This is a genomic window from bacterium (genome assembly GCA_040757115.1).
Lineage (GTDB): Bacteria > UBA9089 > CG2-30-40-21 > CG2-30-40-21 > SBAY01 > JBFLXS01.
Genome location: JBFLYA010000012.1, coordinates 15032 through 35394 on the forward strand (window position 1 = coordinate 15032; position 20363 = coordinate 35394).

Annotated in this window: 11 protein-coding genes and 1 pseudogene; 4 read left to right on the plus strand and 8 right to left on the minus strand. The window is 36.4% G+C overall.

Features of this window, described 5'->3' with window-relative positions; all coding sequences use genetic code 11:
- The first annotated feature begins 94 nt into the window (after positions 1-94).
- The 3 genes and pseudogenes from rpoB (at position 95) to AB1422_01875 (ending at position 8832) form a co-directional block, all read left to right on the plus strand.
- Positions 95-3517, plus strand: coding sequence for a DNA-directed RNA polymerase subunit beta (gene rpoB, locus AB1422_01865; protein MEW6618093.1), 3423 nt, complete (start codon positions 95-97; stop codon positions 3515-3517).
- Positions 3518-3989: 472 nt separating this feature from the next.
- The gene (rpoC, locus tag AB1422_01870; GenBank protein MEW6618094.1) at positions 3990-8216 is read left to right on the plus strand and encodes a DNA-directed RNA polymerase subunit beta'; all 4227 of its coding nucleotides are present in this window, start codon (positions 3990-3992) and stop codon (positions 8214-8216) included.
- A 484-nt stretch (positions 8217-8700) separates the two neighbouring features.
- Positions 8701-8832, plus strand: a pseudogene (locus tag AB1422_01875) (GxxExxY protein).
- Positions 8833-8853: 21 nt separating this feature from the next.
- On the opposite strand, the gene AB1422_01880 reads toward AB1422_01875, so the two are convergent.
- Genes AB1422_01880 through AB1422_01890 form a run of 3 tightly spaced genes read right to left on the minus strand, consistent with a single transcriptional unit; the run spans position 8854 to position 12455 of the window.
- Positions 8854-9813: a glycosyltransferase gene (locus AB1422_01880; protein ID MEW6618095.1), complete on the minus strand. Its 960-nt coding sequence runs from the start codon at positions 9811-9813 to the stop codon at positions 8854-8856.
- Positions 9814-9861: 48 nt separating this feature from the next.
- Positions 9862-11016 (minus strand): glycosyltransferase, encoded by a 1155-nt coding sequence (locus AB1422_01885; protein ID MEW6618096.1) that lies wholly within the window; start codon positions 11014-11016, stop codon positions 9862-9864.
- Complete coding sequence (locus AB1422_01890; GenBank protein ID MEW6618097.1) at positions 11013-12455, minus strand: radical SAM protein; 1443 nt, start codon at positions 12453-12455, stop codon at positions 11013-11015. The genes AB1422_01885 and AB1422_01890 overlap by 4 nt, the downstream gene beginning before the upstream one ends.
- 179 nt (positions 12456-12634) lie before the next feature.
- On the opposite strand from AB1422_01890, the gene AB1422_01895 reads away from it, so the two are divergent.
- A complete protein-coding gene (locus tag AB1422_01895; protein ID MEW6618098.1) occupies positions 12635-13558 on the plus strand; it encodes a hypothetical protein in 924 nt (307 codons plus the stop codon).
- A 135-nt stretch (positions 13559-13693) separates the two neighbouring features.
- Here AB1422_01895 and AB1422_01900 read toward each other — a convergent pair whose 3' ends face one another.
- The 5 genes from AB1422_01900 to AB1422_01920 form a co-directional block, all read right to left on the minus strand.
- Positions 13694-15691 carry a glycosyltransferase family 39 protein gene (locus AB1422_01900; GenBank protein MEW6618099.1) on the minus strand — a complete coding sequence of 666 codons (1998 nt, stop codon included), beginning with the start codon at positions 15689-15691 and terminating at the stop codon, positions 13694-13696.
- Between the two features lie 112 nt (positions 15692-15803).
- The gene (locus tag AB1422_01905) at positions 15804-15938 is read right to left on the minus strand and encodes a hypothetical protein (GenBank protein MEW6618100.1); all 135 of its coding nucleotides are present in this window, start codon (positions 15936-15938) and stop codon (positions 15804-15806) included.
- 16 nt (positions 15939-15954) lie between these two features.
- Complete coding sequence (gene mqnE / locus AB1422_01910; GenBank protein ID MEW6618101.1) at positions 15955-17037, minus strand: aminofutalosine synthase MqnE; 1083 nt, start codon at positions 17035-17037, stop codon at positions 15955-15957.
- A 190-nt stretch (positions 17038-17227) separates the two neighbouring features.
- Complete coding sequence (locus AB1422_01915; GenBank protein ID MEW6618102.1) at positions 17228-18067, minus strand: UbiA-like polyprenyltransferase; 840 nt, start codon at positions 18065-18067, stop codon at positions 17228-17230.
- 2 nt (positions 18068-18069) lie between these two features.
- A complete protein-coding gene (locus AB1422_01920) occupies positions 18070-19920 on the minus strand; it encodes a glycosyltransferase family 39 protein (GenBank protein ID MEW6618103.1) in 1851 nt (616 codons plus the stop codon).
- Positions 19921-20363 lie beyond the last annotated feature (443 nt).

The window sequence follows — 20363 nt, forward strand, 5'->3', positions numbered from 1 at the left end:
TATCTGTTATCTGTCTTCTGTCCTCTGAATTTAACTTCTAATTACGGTTATCTGTCCTCTAATTTCTAATTTCTGATAAAAGAGGTGAGATTATATGCTTAAGCAAGAACGGGTTTCTTTTGGAAAAATAAAAGAGGTCATAGATGTCCCATCATTAATTGCTATTCAAAAGGATTCTTTTGAATGGTTTTTGCAAAAGGATGTGCCTCCAGAGCAAAGGAAACCTCAGGGATTACAAAAGGTATTTTTAGAGACTTTTCCCATTATAGATTTTAATGAAAAAGTAGTCTTAGAATTCGTTGACTATAGTCTTGGTGAACCAAAATATGCGGAGGAAGAATGTCGAGATAGAGATATAACTTATGGAGTTCCATTACGAGTCCGATTACGATTAATCTGTCGTGAGACAGGTGTCATTCAGGAACAAGAAATCTTTATGCGAGATATTCCTTTAATGACCGAACGGGGAACATTTATTATTAATGGGGCTGAACGCGTCATTGTCAGCCAGATGCACCGTTCTCCAGGGGTTTATTTTGACTATGACCCATCAACTCGATTATACTCATCCAGGGTTATCCCTTATCGAGGGGCATGGTTAGAATTTGAATTAGACACTAATAATATTCTCTTTGCAAGATTAGGACGCAAAAGAAAAATCATTGCAACTACCTTTATTCGAGCCATTGGTTATTCTACTATCGAAGATATACTAAATCTTTTTTTCCCGGATCAAATTCGAATAGATAAAGTGAACGAAAATTTAGTTGGACTTCGATTAGCCCAGCAAGTAATAAATAAAGAAGAGAACGAAGTATATCGTCCAGGGATGAAGATTACCAATACGCTCTTGAATATTTTAAAGAAACAACGGATTAAAAAGATAAAGATATTAGATGTGGAGAGTTCATTTATATTAAATACATTAGAACGAGATGATACCAATTCTACGGATGAAGCCCTGATTAAGATTCATAACCTGATGCGTATCGGGGAACCACCTAATATTGAAAATGCTCAACAGACCTTTTACCGATACTTCTTTGATCCACTTCGCTATGATTTATCCGAGATAGGTCGGTATAAAATTAATCAAAAATTGGGACTGTCAATTTCAGAAGAAGTCACAACATTGACTAAAGAAGATATAGTAGAGACGGTCAAATATATGATTAAATTGATTAAAAAACAAGGGGAAATAGACGATATTGACCATCTTGGGAATCGGCGTGTCAGGTCTGTTGGAGAATTACTACAAAATCAATTACGGATAGGGATGTCAAGATTAGAACGAAGTATCCGTGAACGGATGGCAATCCAGGATATAATGACAATGAAACCACATACCGTCATTAATATCAAACCAGTTACCGCCGCAATCAATGAATTTTTTGGCTCAAGCCAGCTCTCTCAATTTATGGACCAAACAAATCCCTTAGCCGAATTAACTCATAAACGAAGATTATCTGCTTTAGGTCAGGGTGGGTTATCTAAAGAAAGAGCAGGGTTTGAGGTTCGTGATGTCCATTACTCTCACTACGGGAGAATATGTCCAATCGAAACGCCTGAAGGACCTAATATTGGACTAATTGTATCTCTATGCGTTTATGGAAGAGTAAATAGATTAGGTTTTATTGAAACTCCCTATCGGAAAGTCTTAGACAGCAAAGTTACTAATCAAATTGAATATCTAACTGCGGATAAAGAACAAAAACATAATATTGCTCAGGCAAGTAGTAAAATAGGGAAAAATGGTGAGTTTATAGAGGAGGCAGTTGCGGCAAGGTTTCGAGACGATTTTCCATTAGTTACTCATGATAAAGTGGATTATATGGATGCCTCTTTAAAACAGATTATTAGTGTTGGAACAGCATTAATTCCTTTCCTGGAACATGATGATGCCAATCGTGCTTTGATGGGGTCTAATATGCAGCGCCAGGCAGTCCCATTACTCGTTAGTGAATCTCCTTTAGTTGGCACAGGCATAGAACAATATATTGCCAGAGATTCCGGCATCGTGATTATCGCCCCTGTTGATGGCATAATAACTCGGGCGACGGCAAGTGAGATTGTATTAAAAGGTAAGGATAAGAAAGAATATTCTTATAACTTATTGAATTTTAAAAGGTCTAATCAGGCAACCTGTATTCATCAAAAACCTATTGTTAAAAAGGGAGAACAAATCTCAAAAGGTCAACCTTTAACTGAAGGCACGGCGACTGACAATGGCGAACTGGCATTAGGAAGAAATGTCCTGGTGGCATTTATGCCCTGGGAAGGATATAATTTTGAAGATGCCATCCCTATTTCCGAAAGGTTAGTTAAAGAAGATATTTTTACTTCAATTCATATTGAAAGATATGAAATAGAGGCAAGGGATACTCAACTTGGCCCAGAGCAAATTACCGCCGATATTCCTAATCTGGGCGCTGAAGCACTGAAAAATCTTGATGACCGCGGCATTATTAGAATTGGTGCCATGGTTAAATCAGGCGATATATTAGTTGGTAAGGTTACTCCAAAAGGGGAGACAGAACTTTCTCCAGAATATAAATTACTTCATTCTATATTTGGTGAAAAGGTCCGCGAAGTTCGGGATACCTCACTTCATCATCCTTATGGAAGTGAGGGAATAGTCCTTGATGTTAAGTATTTCGCCACCAGGCAGGGCGATGACCTTCCACCTGGCGTGGAAGAATTAGTTAAAGTCTATGTGGCAACTAAACGAAAGATTATGGTTGGTGATAAAGTTGCCGGCAGACATGGAAATAAAGGTGTTATCGCTAAAATCTTACCTGAAGCAGATATGCCTTTTCTTGAAGATGGCACACCAGTAGATATGGTTTTGAATCCTTTGTCAGTTCCTTCAAGAATGAATATCGGCCAGATATTAGAAACTCATCTTGGCTGGGCCGCTCATAAATTAGGAATTAAAACTACCTCCCCGGTATTTGATGGAGCAACTGAAGAAGAAATCAAAGACTATCTTAAAAAAGCAAACTTACCTGAAGATGGCAAGGCTTACCTTTATGATGGAAAAACAGGAAAAAGATTTAAGGATAAAATTACGGTTGGCTATATTTACATGATGAAATTAATTCATTTAGTAGAGGATAAAATTCATGCTCGCTCTATTGGTCCTTATTCATTAGTCACACAACAACCACTGGGTGGTAAGGCTCAATTTGGTGGACAACGACTTGGTGAAATGGAGGTCTGGGCATTAGAGGCTTATGGTGCCTCGCATCTGCTCCAGGAATTTTTAACTGTAAAATCAGATGATATTATTGGTCGGGCAAAGGTATATGAAGCAATTGTTAAAGGCGAAAATGCCGCAGGACCCGGCGTGCCTGAATCTTTTAATGTCCTATTCCACGAACTTCAAGGATTAGCCTTAGATGTTAAGGTCTTAGATGAAAAAGGGAAACCTATCGATGTTAAAAAACTCAACGAAGGCCGACGCACACCACCAGTCACTATGAAATCTCAAGAACATTTGATAAAACCTATGTTTTAAATTGGTAATGGGTAACGGTTGAATGGTAGATGATAACTGGTAACCATTTAACCAATTACTATTCACCATAGGGTTCTGCAAAATAGGATTTGGGGGAGACAATAAATAAATATTAAATATCAAATATTAAATATCAAAATGCAAAATTACAAATCAAATTTCAAATTGGTAATATCTTTGCTTCAAGTATTTTAACGCTGAAAGGAAAGAGATAATTTTACTGAACTGTGGCAAAGATAGTTGATAGTTTATAGTTGATAGTTTATAGTTGATAGTAGATAGTTGAAGGACTATAGACTATAAACTATAAACCATAAACTATAAACTATACACTATAAACTATAAACGAGTTTTGCATTTTGCTCTTTGGAGGAAATTGATAAAAATAGAGGTTTTAAATACCCGCTTAAAAACTACAGTTTCCTAGTTTTGCAGAACCCTAACCATTCACCAAAAAGAGGAGGGATTTATCGTGAATAAAGAAGTAATGCAAGAACCAAAACAAACTTTTGAGTCTCTGTTTTCAACAATTGATATGACTAACTTTGCCGCTATTAGTATAGGACTTGCCTCACCAGAAATAATTAAAAGTTGGTCTTATGATAAGGTAAAGAAACCCGAAACAATAAATTATAGAACCTTTAGACCAGAACGAGATGGCCTATTCTGTGAGCGGATATTTGGTCCAAATAAAGACTTTGAATGCTTCTGCGGTAAGTATAAAAGTATGCGGTATAAAGGGGTTATTTGTGATAGATGTGGTGTAGAAGTAACATATTCTGAGGTTCGAAGACAACGAATGGGACATATCGAATTAGTTACCCCGGTATCTCATATCTGGTATTTTAAGCGAGTCCCATCTCCAATGGCAGTTGTATTGGATATTACTGTTAGAGACCTTGAACGAGTCCTGTATTACGAGGGATATATTGTGCTTGACCCGGGTAATGATGTACCTCTTAAAAAGAAAGATGTTATTAATGAAGACGAATATAGAACCTTCAAAGAGAAATATGGCGGGAATTTTGAAGTAGGTATGGGGGCGGAGGCAATTAAAAAATTGTTGAAAGAGATTAATCTTAAAGAAGAAGTAGAAAACCTGCGATTAGAAATGGAAGGAGACTACTCTTATCAAAAACGCCGCAAAATCGTCCGACGACTTGAAATATTAGAATCTTTCTTGCGAAGTGGAAATAAACCTGAATGGATGATTTTAGATATTATCCCGGTTATCCCACCTGAATTACGACCTATGGTACAATTAGATGGTGGTCGATTCGCTACATCTGATTTAAATGACCTGTATCGTCGGGTAATAAATCGCAACAACCGATTAGAACGACTCATCGCCTTAAAAGCTCCAGAGATAATTATTCGCAATGAAAAAAGAATGATGCAGGAATCGGTTGATGCCTTATTTGATAATGGCAGAAGAGGCAGACCTGTAGCCGGCACTGGAAATAGACCACTAAAATCTTTATCAGATATGCTCAAAGGTAAACAGGGTAGATTCCGTCAAAATCTATTAGGAAAACGAGTAGATTATTCAGGTCGCTCGGTCATTGTCGTTGACCCAACATTTAAACTATTTCAATGTGGCTTACCTAAAAGAATGGCTTTAGAATTGTTTAAACCTTTTATTATGCGGAAATTAGTCGCAGATAATTTAGCCCATAATATTAAAAGTGCTAAACGCATGATAGAACGAGAAAATCCTGAAGTCTGGGATGTTTTAGAAGAAGTTATCTCACAACATCCGGTCCTTCTAAATCGTGCCCCAACTTTGCACCGTGCGGGAATCCAGGCGTTTATACCTGTCTTAATCGAAGGAGATGCAATTAAAATCCATCCTTTAGTTTGTCCAGCATTTAATGCTGATTTCGATGGAGACCAGATGGCTGTCCATGTTCCTTTATCAATTGAATCTCAAATAGAAAGCCAGATATTAATGCTTTCCGCTTATAACTTATTATCCCCGGCTAACGGAAGACCTTTAGTTGCACCTACTCAAGATATAGTCCTGGGATTGTGTTATCTAACTAAAGAAAGACCAGATGATTTAGGACAGGATAAAAAACTCACTAATATTCACGAGGCTTTAATGGCTTATGAAGAAGGAATAATAAGTTTAAATGCCAGGATTTGGATTTGTATTAATGGTAAAAACTTACAGACGACTATTGGACGCATCATATTCAATGAATGCTTACCTGAAGAACTTCAATTTATTAATGAAAAGGTGGATAAGAAAAAGATAGGTCAAATAGTCGCTGAGGCATACCGTAAATGTGGAATGAGCAAAACCGTTGATTTACTGGATAAGGTGAAACAACTTGGATTCAAATACGCCACGGAGTATGGAGTATCTATTGGCATAGATGATATTAAAGTCCCACCTCAAAAACCAGAGTTATTAAAACAAAGTTATAAAGAGATAGAAAAGATTTCACAACAATATCATCAAGGAATTATTACGGATGAAGAAAGATATAATAAAATAGTGGATTTATGGACATATATCGGTGATGAAATATCTAAGGTAATGTTTGAGGGAATGGGCAATGATAAAAATGGGTTTAATCCTATTTATATGATGGTTGACTCTGGGGCAAGAGGCAGTAAACAGCAAGTTAGACAATTAGCCGGAATGAGAGGACTTATGGCTAAACCCTCCGGAGAAATCATAGAATTACCTATTATTGCTAATTTTAGAGAGGGACTTACTGTCTTAGAATACTTCATTTCAACTCACGGCGCCAGAAAAGGTTTGGCTGATACCGCCTTAAAAACCGCTGATGCTGGTTATTTAACGCGTCGATTAGTTGATGTTTCTCAAGATGTTATTATTACTGCTGATGATTGTGGCACGATTAATGGGATGATAGTTGAGGCAATAAAAGAAGGTGATGAAGTTATCGAACCATTAGGTGACCGTATCCTCGGCAGAGTCTCTTTGGATGATGTCGTGAACCCGATGACAGGTGAAGTTATTATCAAGGCTAATGAGGAGATAAATGAAGAAAATGCTCAGGCTATTGAAGATGTAGAAATTGACCGCATCAGAATTCGCACCGTTCTTACCTGTGAGACACAAAGAGGGGTATGTGCTAAATGTTATGGCCGAAATTTAGCTACCGGGAAATTAATAGATATAGGCGAACCGGTGGGAATTGTTGCCGCACAATCTGTCGGAGAACCAGGAACACAATTGACAATGAGAACCTTCCATATCGGTGGAACCGCATATCGACAGGTAGAAGAAAGAGAAATTAGATTGCCTTATGAAGTTGAAATCGTCGAACTACCGAAAAGATTGATATATTTAGAAGATGGAAGTATGGTTGCGGCCAGAGCAGGCGAACTCGTGCTACGAAAGGTGCTAAAAGAATATAAATTATCTCCAACTACAAAATTTACTGTTTTTGATGGTTTGTGGGTAAATGCCGGAGATAAAATAGCTCAAGTTGAAGAAAATGAAATAATCACAGAGATGGCGGGAATAGTTCGGATAGAACCTGAAAAAAGGATTTTGATTGAGGCTAAAGACCGTAATATACCGATTAAAACAGGTGGAAAATTATTTGTTAAAACAGGGGATATTGTTCCGGCTAACAAGTTAATTGCTGAATTTGACCCATATCATGAACCAATATTAACTGAAGTAGAAGGAACAGTGCAGTTTAATGATATTATTAAAGAAAGAACGCTCCGCGAAGAACTTGATGAAAATACAGGTTTGTTTAGAAGGGTAATTATCGAAGACCGTGAAGGAACACTCCAACCTCGAATATGTATTCTCCGTGAAAATCAACCAACTATCAACTATTTTATTCCCAATGGCGCCAGAATAGCGGTAAATGATGGAGATAAAATTACTGCAGGGATGGTTATCGCTAAATTCCCACAAGAATTAATTAGAACTAAAGACATTACGGGTGGGTTGCCACGAGTCGCAGAGTTATTTGAGGCTCGAAGACCAAAAGAACCAGCATTAGTTACGGAAATTGATGGTGTGGTAAAATTTAAAGGGCTTAAAGAAAATAAACGAATTATTGTTATTGAGAATGAGTCAACCGGGGAAACAAAAGAATACGAAGTCTCACTGGGTAAACATTTGAAGGTTCATGAATATGATGTCGTCTCAGCTGGAGACCAATTAACCGAAGGACCAACAGACCCCCATGACATATTGAAAATAAAGGGTGAACGGAAATTACAAGAATACTTAGTTAACGAAATTCAAGAAGTCTATCGCCTACAAGGGGTAAATATTAACGATAAACATATTGAGGTGATTATCCGCCAGATGCTGCGTAAATTAGAAGTAACAGATGTAGGTGATACAACATTTTTATTAGGTGAGCAAGTAGATAAATTCAAATTTGCTCAAATAAATGAAACAATACTCGCTAAAGGGAAAAAGCCAGCACAGGCGAGACCTATTTTACTCGGTATCACTAAAGCCTCTTTATCTACGGATAGTTTTATCTCTGCCGCATCCTTCCAGGAAACAACAAAAGTTCTCACCGAATCGGCTATTCAGGGTAGAATAGACCACTTACGGGGATTAAAGGAAAATGTAGTCATCGGACGACTTATCCCCGCAGGCACAGGAGTCCCTAAATATCACAAGATAGAAGTTGCTGTCCCTGCCCCAGTTCAAGAAGAAGAAATGGGGAACTATTCAGCCACTGATTAACACGGATTAGCACGGATAAATACAGAGGTCAGAGGAGAGATGAGAAAGGGGGAAACGGAGAAGGAAAGGAGACACGAGGCACTATAGCAGTTATTAGTCAAAACTTTACTCAGAGTGGATAAGTAAAAAAAATCCCAAATCCCAAGCACCAAATCTCAAATAAACACCAAATTCCGCATACCAAAAAGCGAATTATATCAATTCTATAAAGTTTTTGCCTCTTTGTCAACACGAATGCACACGAATAAGAAGCAAATATTCCCCCTTAATAAAGGGGGTTAGGGGGTTGTTGACCTATAGGCGTTAAGATATAAGGCTTATTAAAGAGGTAGAAATTAACTAAAATTGATATTAGAGATTAGTGAATTAGAGATTAGATTTTACTAATTCGCTAATTCGCTTAATTCACTAATTCACTAAATGGAATTTGGAATTTGTGATTTGGAATTTCATAGCCATATCTATGTCAAATTTCGATTAATAAGTGCTATATATGAAATTGGCAAATATCAAGGTTGGTCTATTGATAAATTTCAATGTGGAAAGATTGAAAAAAGGCATAAAGAGATTTGTTCTGTCCAATCTTCGTGTCCTTCGTGCTCTTCGTGGTGAATAGTTACGTTTAAGACAAAAATGATTAAAGACCTCCTGACCTGCTGGCTGAAATTAATCCACTCACAAACCCTAAATTCCAATAGATAATAGTCATAACCAATAATCTGGTAAATTGTAATGTCTTTTTCATTGACTTTGTCTTTAGTAAAAACCAGAGACTAAAGGCCACAAAACACAAAAGACCAAAGACCAAAGGCCAATGACCAATGACCAATGACCACAGACTACTCAAGGCTAATATCAGTAAAAAAAGTGGCTCATAGTGTATCAATCTAAAAACCCCATATTTTTTTACCAAAAATCCCTGTGCCCAGCCATAATTCTTCATCATTTGACAAAATTCCCGTAAATTGTCAGGTCGGTAGTGATAAACGATTGCCTGTGGATTATATTTTAGTTTATATTTTTTTAGTTTCTTTATGCGATAATCAAATTCTACATCCTCACCAGGCCATAATCCTTCTAAAAATCCCCCCAGTTTATCAAATATTTCTTTTTTATACATGACATTACAACTGGGATTATGTTTAGTTTCTATCATTGTTTTTTGGGCTTTAATATAATCAGTTACAAATCCAACTGTTTTTAAAAACCCCTGCACTATTTTCCCAAACTCACTTTCATCATCAGGTGATTGTTGGTCGCCTCCTACACCGACTACAGAATCTTCATCAAACCCTTTTAATAACTCCTTTAGCCATTCTGGGTGAACTATGCAATCTGCATCAGTAAAGGCAAGATAGTCTCCTTTTGCCTGTTTGATACCCAAATTCCTAGAACTGGCTGGACCAACGCCTGATGTTTTCATAGTCTGGATACCTTCATATGAGCTCAAGATTTCTTGTGTTTTATCGGATGAATTATCATCTATGACGATGATTTCATAATTAGTGTAGTTTAGATTTTTTAAGGAATCTAAACATTTCTTAATCGTCTTTTCACCATTTTTGACTGGAATTATTATTGAAATAAATTGGTTCATTTTCGATTTTTGACTTCTGTCTTCTTATTTTCTCAACTGCTTAACTTCTTATCTTCTTATTCTCTCATCTTCTGTCTTTAGTCTATGGTCTATGGTCTTCAAATATTCTTCCTCAACTATCTGTGCATGCTTTTGCCAGGTATATCTATCTTTTACCAAATGATACGCATTAAACCCCATCTCTTCAGCTTTGTCTTTATTTAAAAGTAAATATTCTAATCCCTCGGATAGTAATTCTATATCTTTTGGTGGAATTACTATGCCTGCTTTATATCTTTTTACATTCTCAGCTACGCCGACAATATCGGTTACTATAACTGGTTTTTTACAAGCCATAGCCTCCAGGGCAACTAATCCAAAACCCTCTTGTGTAGAGGAAATCGAAGGAAGGACAAAGACATCACAGAGATTATAATATTTAACTACTTGTTCATTATCTAATCTTCCTAAAAAAACAACCTTTTCTTCTATTCCGTTTTCCTTAACGAATCTTTTATAATCATATATCAGCTCGCCCTCTCCACCGACATATAGCTTTAAAGGTATCTTAGGTGCAATTCTTTTAATGGCTTTCAAAAGGAAATCCAACCCCTTATAAAGATGGAATCTATCTAAGCGGCTTAAGAAAAAGATAATATTTTCCTCATTTTTGGGTAGATTTAAGGGCTTAAATCTATCTAAATCTACGCCGGGTGGGGTGATAACAATCTTATCCTTAAATGACTTCAAGAAAGGTGATGTTTTAAGATAATTTTCATGGGTGATAAATATTTTCTTTGCTCTCCTCAGAAGAAACCTTAAAAGGGCAAAATTGTATGTCTTCGCAATAAGTTTATTTATGCCTATTCCGGTAATGTCGTTATAATAAGTCAGGAATAGCGGTTTATTTTTCATCAAGGCAGCTATAGCACTCATATCCGCACTCCAGGGATGAGGGAGATGGGTGTGGACAACATCAAAATCCTCTTTCATTAATTCCATAATTAAGGAAAGGGTAATATTGGTATTAGCCATCTTACCAATATAGGGAAGTCTTCTGACCTCTATATGTTCAATAATACCATCACCTACATCCGGCTCATTGGCACAGATAACTTTTACATAGTGTCCTTTTTTTGCCAGTTCCCTACATAAATAAAAGGCTACTTGTTCTGTCCCACCTATGTAAGGATAAAATCGCGGTGGTGTTTGAATAATTTTCATAGATTTTTGTTCCTTGAAGTAAGTAAATAATTAATAAAACTCCAGGCACCTCTTATTTTGCGATACAAATCTCTAATATCTTTGGTCTTAAGAAGAAATTTCCACATATACCCTGGCCGAAAATAAAAGGATTTCAGCCCCTTATCCACATAATCATTAATTTCTTTACTGCTTAGCCCTGGATAATCAACTATGCCTGATTGTTCGCCTTCTTTCAGCCAGTCTGTCCATGACTTTGGCTTAAGTAGTCCTTGAGATTGACAGAAATTATAATATTCTGTGCCAGGGAAAGGAACTGCTCCAGCAAACTGAACGGTAGTTAATCCTAATTTCAAGGCAAAGTTTAATGTCTTTTCCATTGTTTCCTTTGTTTCACCTGGCATGCCAAAGACAAAACAGCCGTGAACTTCAAGTCCAGCTTCTTTAGCCACCTTCATAAACTCTATTGAATCCTCTACCTTCATTCCTTTTCGCATTTGGTTTAACATTTCCTGGTCACCTGATTCAAAGCCAACCAGTAAAAGTCTACAACCTGAAGCCTTCATAGATTTAAACATCTTTAAATCATAAATATCTGGTCTGGCATTACAAGACCAGGTAATCTTTAATTTTCTACTCATAATCTCTTCACAAAGGGCTAAAACCCGCTCTTTATTAACCGTAAAGGTATCATCTTCAAAGAAGAACTCTCCTTTTCTTATCTGAGGGAAGAGGTTAATGTCGGATTCTATTTCATCAACGATATTTTTAGCTGATCTAACTCTATGCTTATGCCCGAACATCATCTGCGGCAAGAGACAGAAGGTACATTGATATGGACAACCTCGACTGGTAAAGATGTCTATATAAGGGTATAATTTACCTCCATCAAAGTATTTCATAATATCTAAATGATGCCAGGCAGGAAAGGGCAGGTTATCTAAATCTGTTATCAATGCCCGTGGTGGAGTGCTTTTAAAACTCCCTTTATCCAGGTAGCATATCCCTGGTATGCTTTCCAGTTTATTCCAGTTTTGGACTATATCACGGATAGTATAATCATATTCACCCAGAGCAATAACATCAATGGAACCTTTAGCCTCTTTAAGGGTTTGTTCTGGCAGTGCCGTAGCATGAGTACCGACCATAATCACCTTAGCCTGGCTTTCTTGTTTAACTATGTGGGCACATTCAATATCGGAGTAAATAGATGGCGTAGTAGAGTCTAAAACGACAAATTGAGGTTGTTTGTCTCTGATTAATTGATGCAGTTTCGTTTTATCCCAGTTCATAGCCGGGAAATCATAGAGTTCTAGTTCTTCTCCTGCTTCTTCCAGAACAGCGGTAGCATAAGCCAACCAATCAGGCATTCTGAGTACCCGACCTCGAGTCTTAGCTGGCCAGCGCTGACATCGACAAAAATCTTTAATAAATGGTGCGTTTATAATAAGTGTTTTCATCTAAAAGTACCTAATTTTTATTCTTCTGGTAGATAATAATACCTTGTTTCATAACAAAATGTCAAGAAAAAACTTTAGAGAATTAGAAAATTAGCGAAGAGAATTCAACGGATTGAGGAAAATCAACAAAATCAAAAATTGTAGTTGACAAAATCTCTTATCTTGTGTATACTCTTTGTATGAAAAGGAAAGAATGGCATCCTTATTTTTCCAGTGTTTTGAAGCATCTACTTGAACCTAAAGGGTTTAAGGTTGAAACCCAGGTTGAGGTTGGAGAAATGCCATTGAAAATAGATGTAGTGGTGATTAAAAAAGGTAAGGATGCAGATGTTAAGTCCTTACCTCTGGTCTTTCAATCCTTTACTGATTACAATATTATCGAGTATAAATCACCTAAAGACAGGTTCAGACGAGATGATTTTGATAGATTATTTGCCTATGTGCTTTTATTTAAGATTAAAGAGGGGATACAGTGGCGCAGGCAAATAAATGTCTATGCCCTTATATCAGGAGGCATAAAAGGGATAGAAGATTACATTCGCAGGAATGGACATGAGCTTGTACGGATAAAGGAAGGGTTTTACTTTGCTGATTTTGGGTTTAATTTTTATTTGATACAGTTGGATAAGTTAGAGGCATCTCCTGAAAACTATAAATTGCTTCTTTTCACCTCTGGGGAGAAGGTGAAAGAGTTAGTGAAGGGGATTTGTGAGAGGGGTAAGGAAATATTAGAGGTAGATTTAATAGAGTTAATCGAGACTGGATTATATTTACATCCTGAGGAATTCAGGGAGGAGGTGAAATTGATGCCGCAGACATTAGCCGATAGACCAGATATAATAGGTGAGTTAGCAGATATAGTAGGGGTGGATATATTTGTGCAAGGAATAGGAAAAGAGAAAGTGATTCGTAGCCTTGGTGAGGAGGATGTAATTCGTAGCCTTGGCGAAGAGAAAGTGATTCGTAGCCTTGGCGAAGAGAAAGTGATTCGTAGCCTTGGCGAAGAGAAGATAATTCGTAGCCTTGGCGAAGAGAAGATACAAAAGAATCTTATAAAACTCCTGGGCAAGGAAAAGATAAAAAAGATGTTAGAGGAAAACTAAAAAACTATAGATTGCTTCTTTTCACCTCTTTGTCCTATGGTCTTTGGTCTGTTTTTAGGAGAAGTGATGAAAAATAATATCATCAGCCTCTAATGTATCTCCGTGTGAGGCAATAAGAGAGACATACTCCAATCTTTAATCTTTCCACCCATAGAGGTAAAGATTACCTTCTTGAAATAATAATTTTAGATATGTTTGGGCAAAGGTATTAAAACTTTCTACCTCTTCTTTGGATACACCGTTATCGGGGTAATAATAACAAAATATGACAGTGGTATTGACTAAAATATGGGTGATTTGTTTATTATCAAAATATTCCTTTATTTGAGATATATCTTTGTATGTAAAAGACTTCCATCCCCACATACTAAAATCAGGTATAAAATTTCGATGACAATAATAACCCTTTTTCTCACCTATAAAATATATTTTAGCCTCTTTGGGTAGATACTTGTTAATAAATTCCATAGCATTATAATATCCTTTTTCTGCATTTCTACGAACAAAATCTCCCTTTGACTCAAATCCTAAGATAAAGTTAATTGGATTACGGTAATGAATTATTTGAAACCCATCCCAGCTTAATATAGCTGTCCAAATGCCAAAGATGATGATTAAAATTATCCTTTTTAAGAATTTTTTTGAATCAAAAAGGGTGTAAAAAATACTGGTTAAAACTGATGATAAAAGTGGTAATAAAGGTAGGAGGTATCTTGAAGAATGTAATCCACAACTCCAAAGAATAAATTTAATCACTATGTAGCAAACAAGGTATACCCCTACAATTTTTAGTTTTCTTATAAAAATTAAAAGAGGTAAAAACATTAGATAAATTGGGCTAATAGTTGCTCCAAAAGGTAGCGAGCCTAAACAACCATAAATAATAACATTCCAGGGAAGAAGTAAGGAATCAATCAAAGTTTTCCCTCCCATTGTAAATACACTATTTGATGTTTGGCCTGTAATTATGTCCATTGGAGTTAAACTTACCTTTCTTATAAATAAATCCTCCAGATAAGGATAAACGGGATTATGGGTGTAGAAAAAGTTTTTTAGATACCAGGGTGAACCTATCAGACAACAGATAATTCCAAAAATAACAAGGTTGAATATCATCTTTCGTAACCCTATTTTTACTATTCCAAAACCTATAACACTTAAATATAAAATAATCATCGTATGAATTCCAGGATATTTAATTCCGACGATAAAACCACACATAATTGCCAGAATTATCAGCCATCTGTTTTGATATGAAGTAATCCAATTGAGAAAGGCAAATATAGCTAAGAATTCATAAAAGGTTAAGGCTAAATCTATATAGGCTGTTCTTGAGAGAAAAATAACTAAGGGACAGATATAAAATATGGCAGAGGCTAATAAAGAACTTTTAGAATTAAAATAGCGTTGACTTAAACCGAAGACACCAACCATAGTCAAAACACCAAATAGGAAATGAAATAATTTTGATAGGATATCACTTCCCACTAACATGCCAAGTAAATATAGCATAGCAATATTTGCAGGAAAATTGGCAAAGGCAACATCTGGTATGTGGAATATACGGTGGTGTTCTATGAAAAGTTTAGGACCTTCAAGGTGATAGGCTAAATCATCCCAGTCAAAAGGAGGACATAATCCGTGTAAAAAACATAATCCGCAGGTTATAACTATAAAAAATAATATAATGATCTCCTGCCCACTAAATCTTTTCAATGATAAAGATTTTATTCCTCTTGTTATTTCACCAATAGTATTCATTAACCCTTTGAATAACAGAATGATTAAAACAAATATTAATCCATAAGCAATTTTAGGCTCAAGTAGTCCTAAAAATCCCAATCCCATGATTAAATAAGACAATATTCCAAATCCTGAACCGAGACTAAAGACTAATCTTTCCTGGATGGAGTTAAATTCAAACTTACAAATTGAAAGTATTCTAAATCCCAATGTATAGGCTAATAGAGTGATGATAATCAGTAGAAATAGGTCTTGTGCGATGGTATTTTTAAGATTAAAAAGAAGAAGATAATGAGGATATTGGTGGAGACAAAATAATAGGATTATTCCCATCCAAAGATAAAAGAATAAAGTTAATATTGATGTTATGTTCCAACCTCTTTTTAGCATAGTCTGATTTCCTTTGGGAGATAAAGGCTTATGACCATTGTTCTGAAAATGCTTTTTTACCACGAAAACACGGAATTACGGAAACACGGGATAAAAATCAAAATTTTGTGTCTCATAATTTCTGTGCCTTTTCCAATACAGCCGTGGCATAAGCCAGCCAATCTGGTGGTCTAACACGAGTTTTAGCTGGCCAGCGCTGACATCGACAAAAATCTTTAATAAACGGTGCATTGATAACCCAAATCATTGAAATTTCCTTTGATTTAAACTTGATAGGACACTACTCTATTATATGTACTATCTCTTTCTACCGGAATTCTACCTGCCTCGGTAATCAGGTTAATTAATTCTTTTTTAGATAATTCTTGAGGTGTTTTCGCACCTGCAGAGTGGGTTATTTTCTCTTCGACTACCGTGCCATCAAGGTCATCTACGCCAAAACTCAAAGATACCTGGGCTAATTTTACCCCTAACATAATCCAGAATGCCTTGATATGGGGAAAATTATCCAACAAAAGCCGAGAAATAGCCAGTGTTTTCAAATCTTGATAGCCGGTTGTGCCTATCCCACTTAATTCTGTATTCTCTGGATGATACGCCAGCGGGATAAATGACTTAAAACCAAAAGTTTTATCCTGTAATTCCCGCAGGGCTAAAATATGGTTCACCCGCTCTTCTATTGTCTCTATATGTCCGTATAACATTGTGGCATTACTTTTAATCCCAAGTTTATGCGCTGTCTCCATTACCTCAAGCCAGAGTTTGCCTTCGATTTTCTTAGGGCATATCACCTTTCGAACCCTTGGCGAAAAAACCTCTGCCCCGCCTCCTGGGATTGAAGTTAATCCCGCTTGTTTTAGTTGGCTTAATGTCTTTTCCAGACTTAAATTAGCCCTCCGGGCAAAATAGTAAATTTCAACCGCGGTAAATGCCTGAAGATTAACCTGTGGAAAGGCTGAATGTAACTTAGATAGCATCTCAAGATAATACTCAAAAGGGATTTCAGGATTTAATCCCCCAACAATATGCAACTCTTTAACCCCATTTTTATCACAACCCTTCGCCTTTTCCATAATCTGGTCAATGGTTAATGTAAAAGCACCTTTCTCACCTTTGTCTTTACTATAGGCACAAAACCTACATCTATTTTCACAGATATTGGTGTAATTGATATGGCGGTTGATGATGAAATAAGCATTATTGCCATTTAGCCGTTCCCGAACTAAATTTGCCATTTCACCAATGGTGAGCAGGTCATTGGATTGAAACAACCTGACACCATCTTCTTTACTTAATCTTTGTCCTGTGTTGACTTTTTTATAAATGTCGTTCAATAAATTTTCCATACATCCTCTAAATAGTGTCGTGTTGAGTAAGTTTTGCACGGCGTATCATCAGATTTCATAACCTGCAAACGGATAATTGGTAACTGGTTAAATAGTTTCGTCCTGAGATCAGCCGAACGGTATTTAATTACCAGTTACCAATCACCAGTTACCAGAATCAAATTCCGTGCGTTATTTGTTCAACACGACACTAGAAAATATTATCAATCCATGTCATTACAAATAAAAAAACACTGACCAGGCCATTTACATTGAAAAAGGCAATGTTCACCCGGCTTAAATCAGCAGGGTTGACAAGGGAGTGTTCGTATATCAACATTAAGGAGACCACAAACACGCCCATAAAGTAGGAAAGCCCAAGCTGAGCTAATACCCCAAACCATAAAAGCAAGATAACCATAAAAAAATGCATCACTCGTGAAATAATCAATGCCTTTGGAATGCCGAATCTGACTACCATTGATTGAAGTCCATAGGTTTTATCAAATTCAAAATCAAGCGTGGCGTAGATAATATCAAATCCCGCTACCCAGAAAAGAACAGCTAATCCAAGAACAAGTGGGACTAAAACAATCTCTGATTTTATGGCAATCCAAACACCGATAGGTGCTATAGCCAGAGATAAACCTAAGAAGATGTGGGTTAGCCAGGTCCAGCGTTTGGTAAAGGAGTAAAAATAAAGAATAGCCAGTGCAACTGGGGATAGATAAAAGGCAAGGTTATTGAGCATAGCGGCAGAAATAATGAAGATTATGGCTGTAGTTATCGTAAAAAGCCAGATAGATTTAACTGAAATTTCTCCCCGAACAAGGGGTCGGTTTTGCGTTCTTGGGTTAAGTGCATCAAACCTTAAATCCACCACCCGATTAAATGCCATAGCACTACTTCTGGCACTTACCATTGCCATGAGAATCCAGAATATTACCCAAAAAGAGGACCAGCCATTTTCACAAACTAACATCGACATTAAGGCAAAAGGCAGGGCAAATATGGTATGTTGAAATTTAATTAGCTCAAATATAACTCTCATACTTAATACACCGGATTAGAAAGTAATTCTAATTGAATCATTAACTCTCCTTCGACCTTTTCCCAGTTAATCCCATCTTCAGAAAATGAGGAACGACCAAAATTGTAATAATTATCTACCATTATTCCAACCTCTGCCCCTTCTATGACAGTTAAAGTGATAATATTTCGCCCTTTTTTAAGGATTAAATTAGGGTTTTGGAACTTAAATCGCACCTGGCGAACAAAAGGACCATAAGGAATATTTTTACAATCTACCACGGAAAATAATATATCATTCATTTTGATTATTAATTTACCTCTATCTGTGCAGGAATAGGTTAGACTTATACCTGCAGTATCAAATTTAGAGACATCCTTATTGATAATAATTTCTTTTTTTAGAATTTTCTGCGGTGTGTCCAATGTCTTTTTTATATCGCCGTGCCAATCGCCGCTATCATCCCGAAACAAAAATCCTTCCCGTTTTTCAAGACAAAATCCATCTGGATAAATCAACGGATATGTCCAGCCATAAAATGTGTGGAAATCAATAACCGTATAAAGAACCAGAAAAAGGATTAATGTTGCAAAAAAGGAGATTAATCTTTTACGCTGGATTTTTTTATACCAATAATAAATTGTCACGCCGGCAAAGATACTCAAATAAGGAACAATCGGCACTCTAAATCGAGATTGAATAAAGAAGAAAACAATGGCACTCATATAGCCAAAGATAACTAAATATAAAAGAAATAAGTTTTTATTTAATCTTCCAAGACTCAGGAATAATCCCATTATTCCTAATGAAGCAACCAGCCCAAAGGGAATCATTATTCTAAGTAAAGGAGATAGTTTTAAAAATCGGTCATAAACGACATCGTTATCTGGAATTTCATAAGCATTCCAGAACACGGTAATTTTTTTAAATAAAAGTCGAAGGTATTTCTCAGGTTTTTCCTTGATAAATCTTATGGCATCCTCGCTGTAAAAGTTTTTATTTTTACTACTCATCTCATCCGCATAAGGAGGTAAATGATAAAAACCTTCAGAATCCTCATTATTCCCAGCCCAAAAGGCAACAGGTCCCGTGGCGGTCAAAAGAATAAATTTACCGCTATATTTATAATTACGGTAGGTCACCGGGGCAAAGGTTAGAGCCATACCTAAAACAATAAGCCCACCGGCACATAAAAATCTCTTGTTCATACCCAGTCTAATCAATAACCATAATAATAAAAATGGAAAAACTAAAAGAGTAGTGGCACGAGATAATGATGAAAGGGCTAAAATTACCCCTGCGGCAAAATACCATCTCATAGAATTTTGTGAGACACTTTTTAAAAGGACAAAGACACTTAACAGGAGTAAAAAACTATCTAAAACGGTTGTCAAAAGCAAGGTTTCATAAACCATAAAGGCACCATAAAGGCTACAAATCCCGGCGGCAATCATTCCAATATTTTTATTGAAAAGTTGTTTTGCAATTAAATAGACAATCAGACAAGTTCCTAATCCCATAAATATCTGAACAATTATTGCCTTAAATGGCTCATGCCCAACAAAGGAATAGATTAAAGCCAGAAAATAAAAATATAACGGATTATAACTATAAGGCGTTTTCGATAGCGTTCCATCTAATACCTGCATAGCTAAGGCATCATAACAACCACTATCTGTGCCTTCAAAATGGAGAAAATTAGGGTCGTTATTTTTTACCTGAAATAAAAAAATAAGCCTCAAGATTAACCCAATTAAAAGAATGCCAACTAAAATAAATTTATGTTTATGTTTTGATGGGAATTTTTTTATCTTATCTTTGAAAGAGATATGAGGTAGAGGAGTCTTTTTTTTGTGTAATTTTTTTTTAGACATACCATTCTCCTGAAAATAGGAAGTAGAGAGTAGAAAGTAGAGAGTAGAGAGAAAATCTTTCCTCCACCCTGTTTTTCCCCTATTTTCATTCTCCTGTTGTGAACCCACGGTTCATGAGCATTTCTCCTGAAAATCGGGACTTGGGACTCGGGAAGAAAGAAACTCTCAGCAATTCCCCCTTAATAAAGGGGGTTAGGGGGTTGTCCTTCTCCCATTTTCATTGCCCTTTGTGAGCCTTGGCTCATGTCCGTTTCTCCTGAAAATAGCCGTAAGAATAGAACACGGATGACACGGATTTAACGGATTTTCGCTGATTTTTTTCTCTTTTTTCTGTCTTCTATCTGCTCTCCGCGAATATCCGCATCATCAGCGTCATCAGCGTGCTATTATTTTTCATCGTCCTCGTATAATATATATTGTTGGTCATTTTGAATGCCACAATC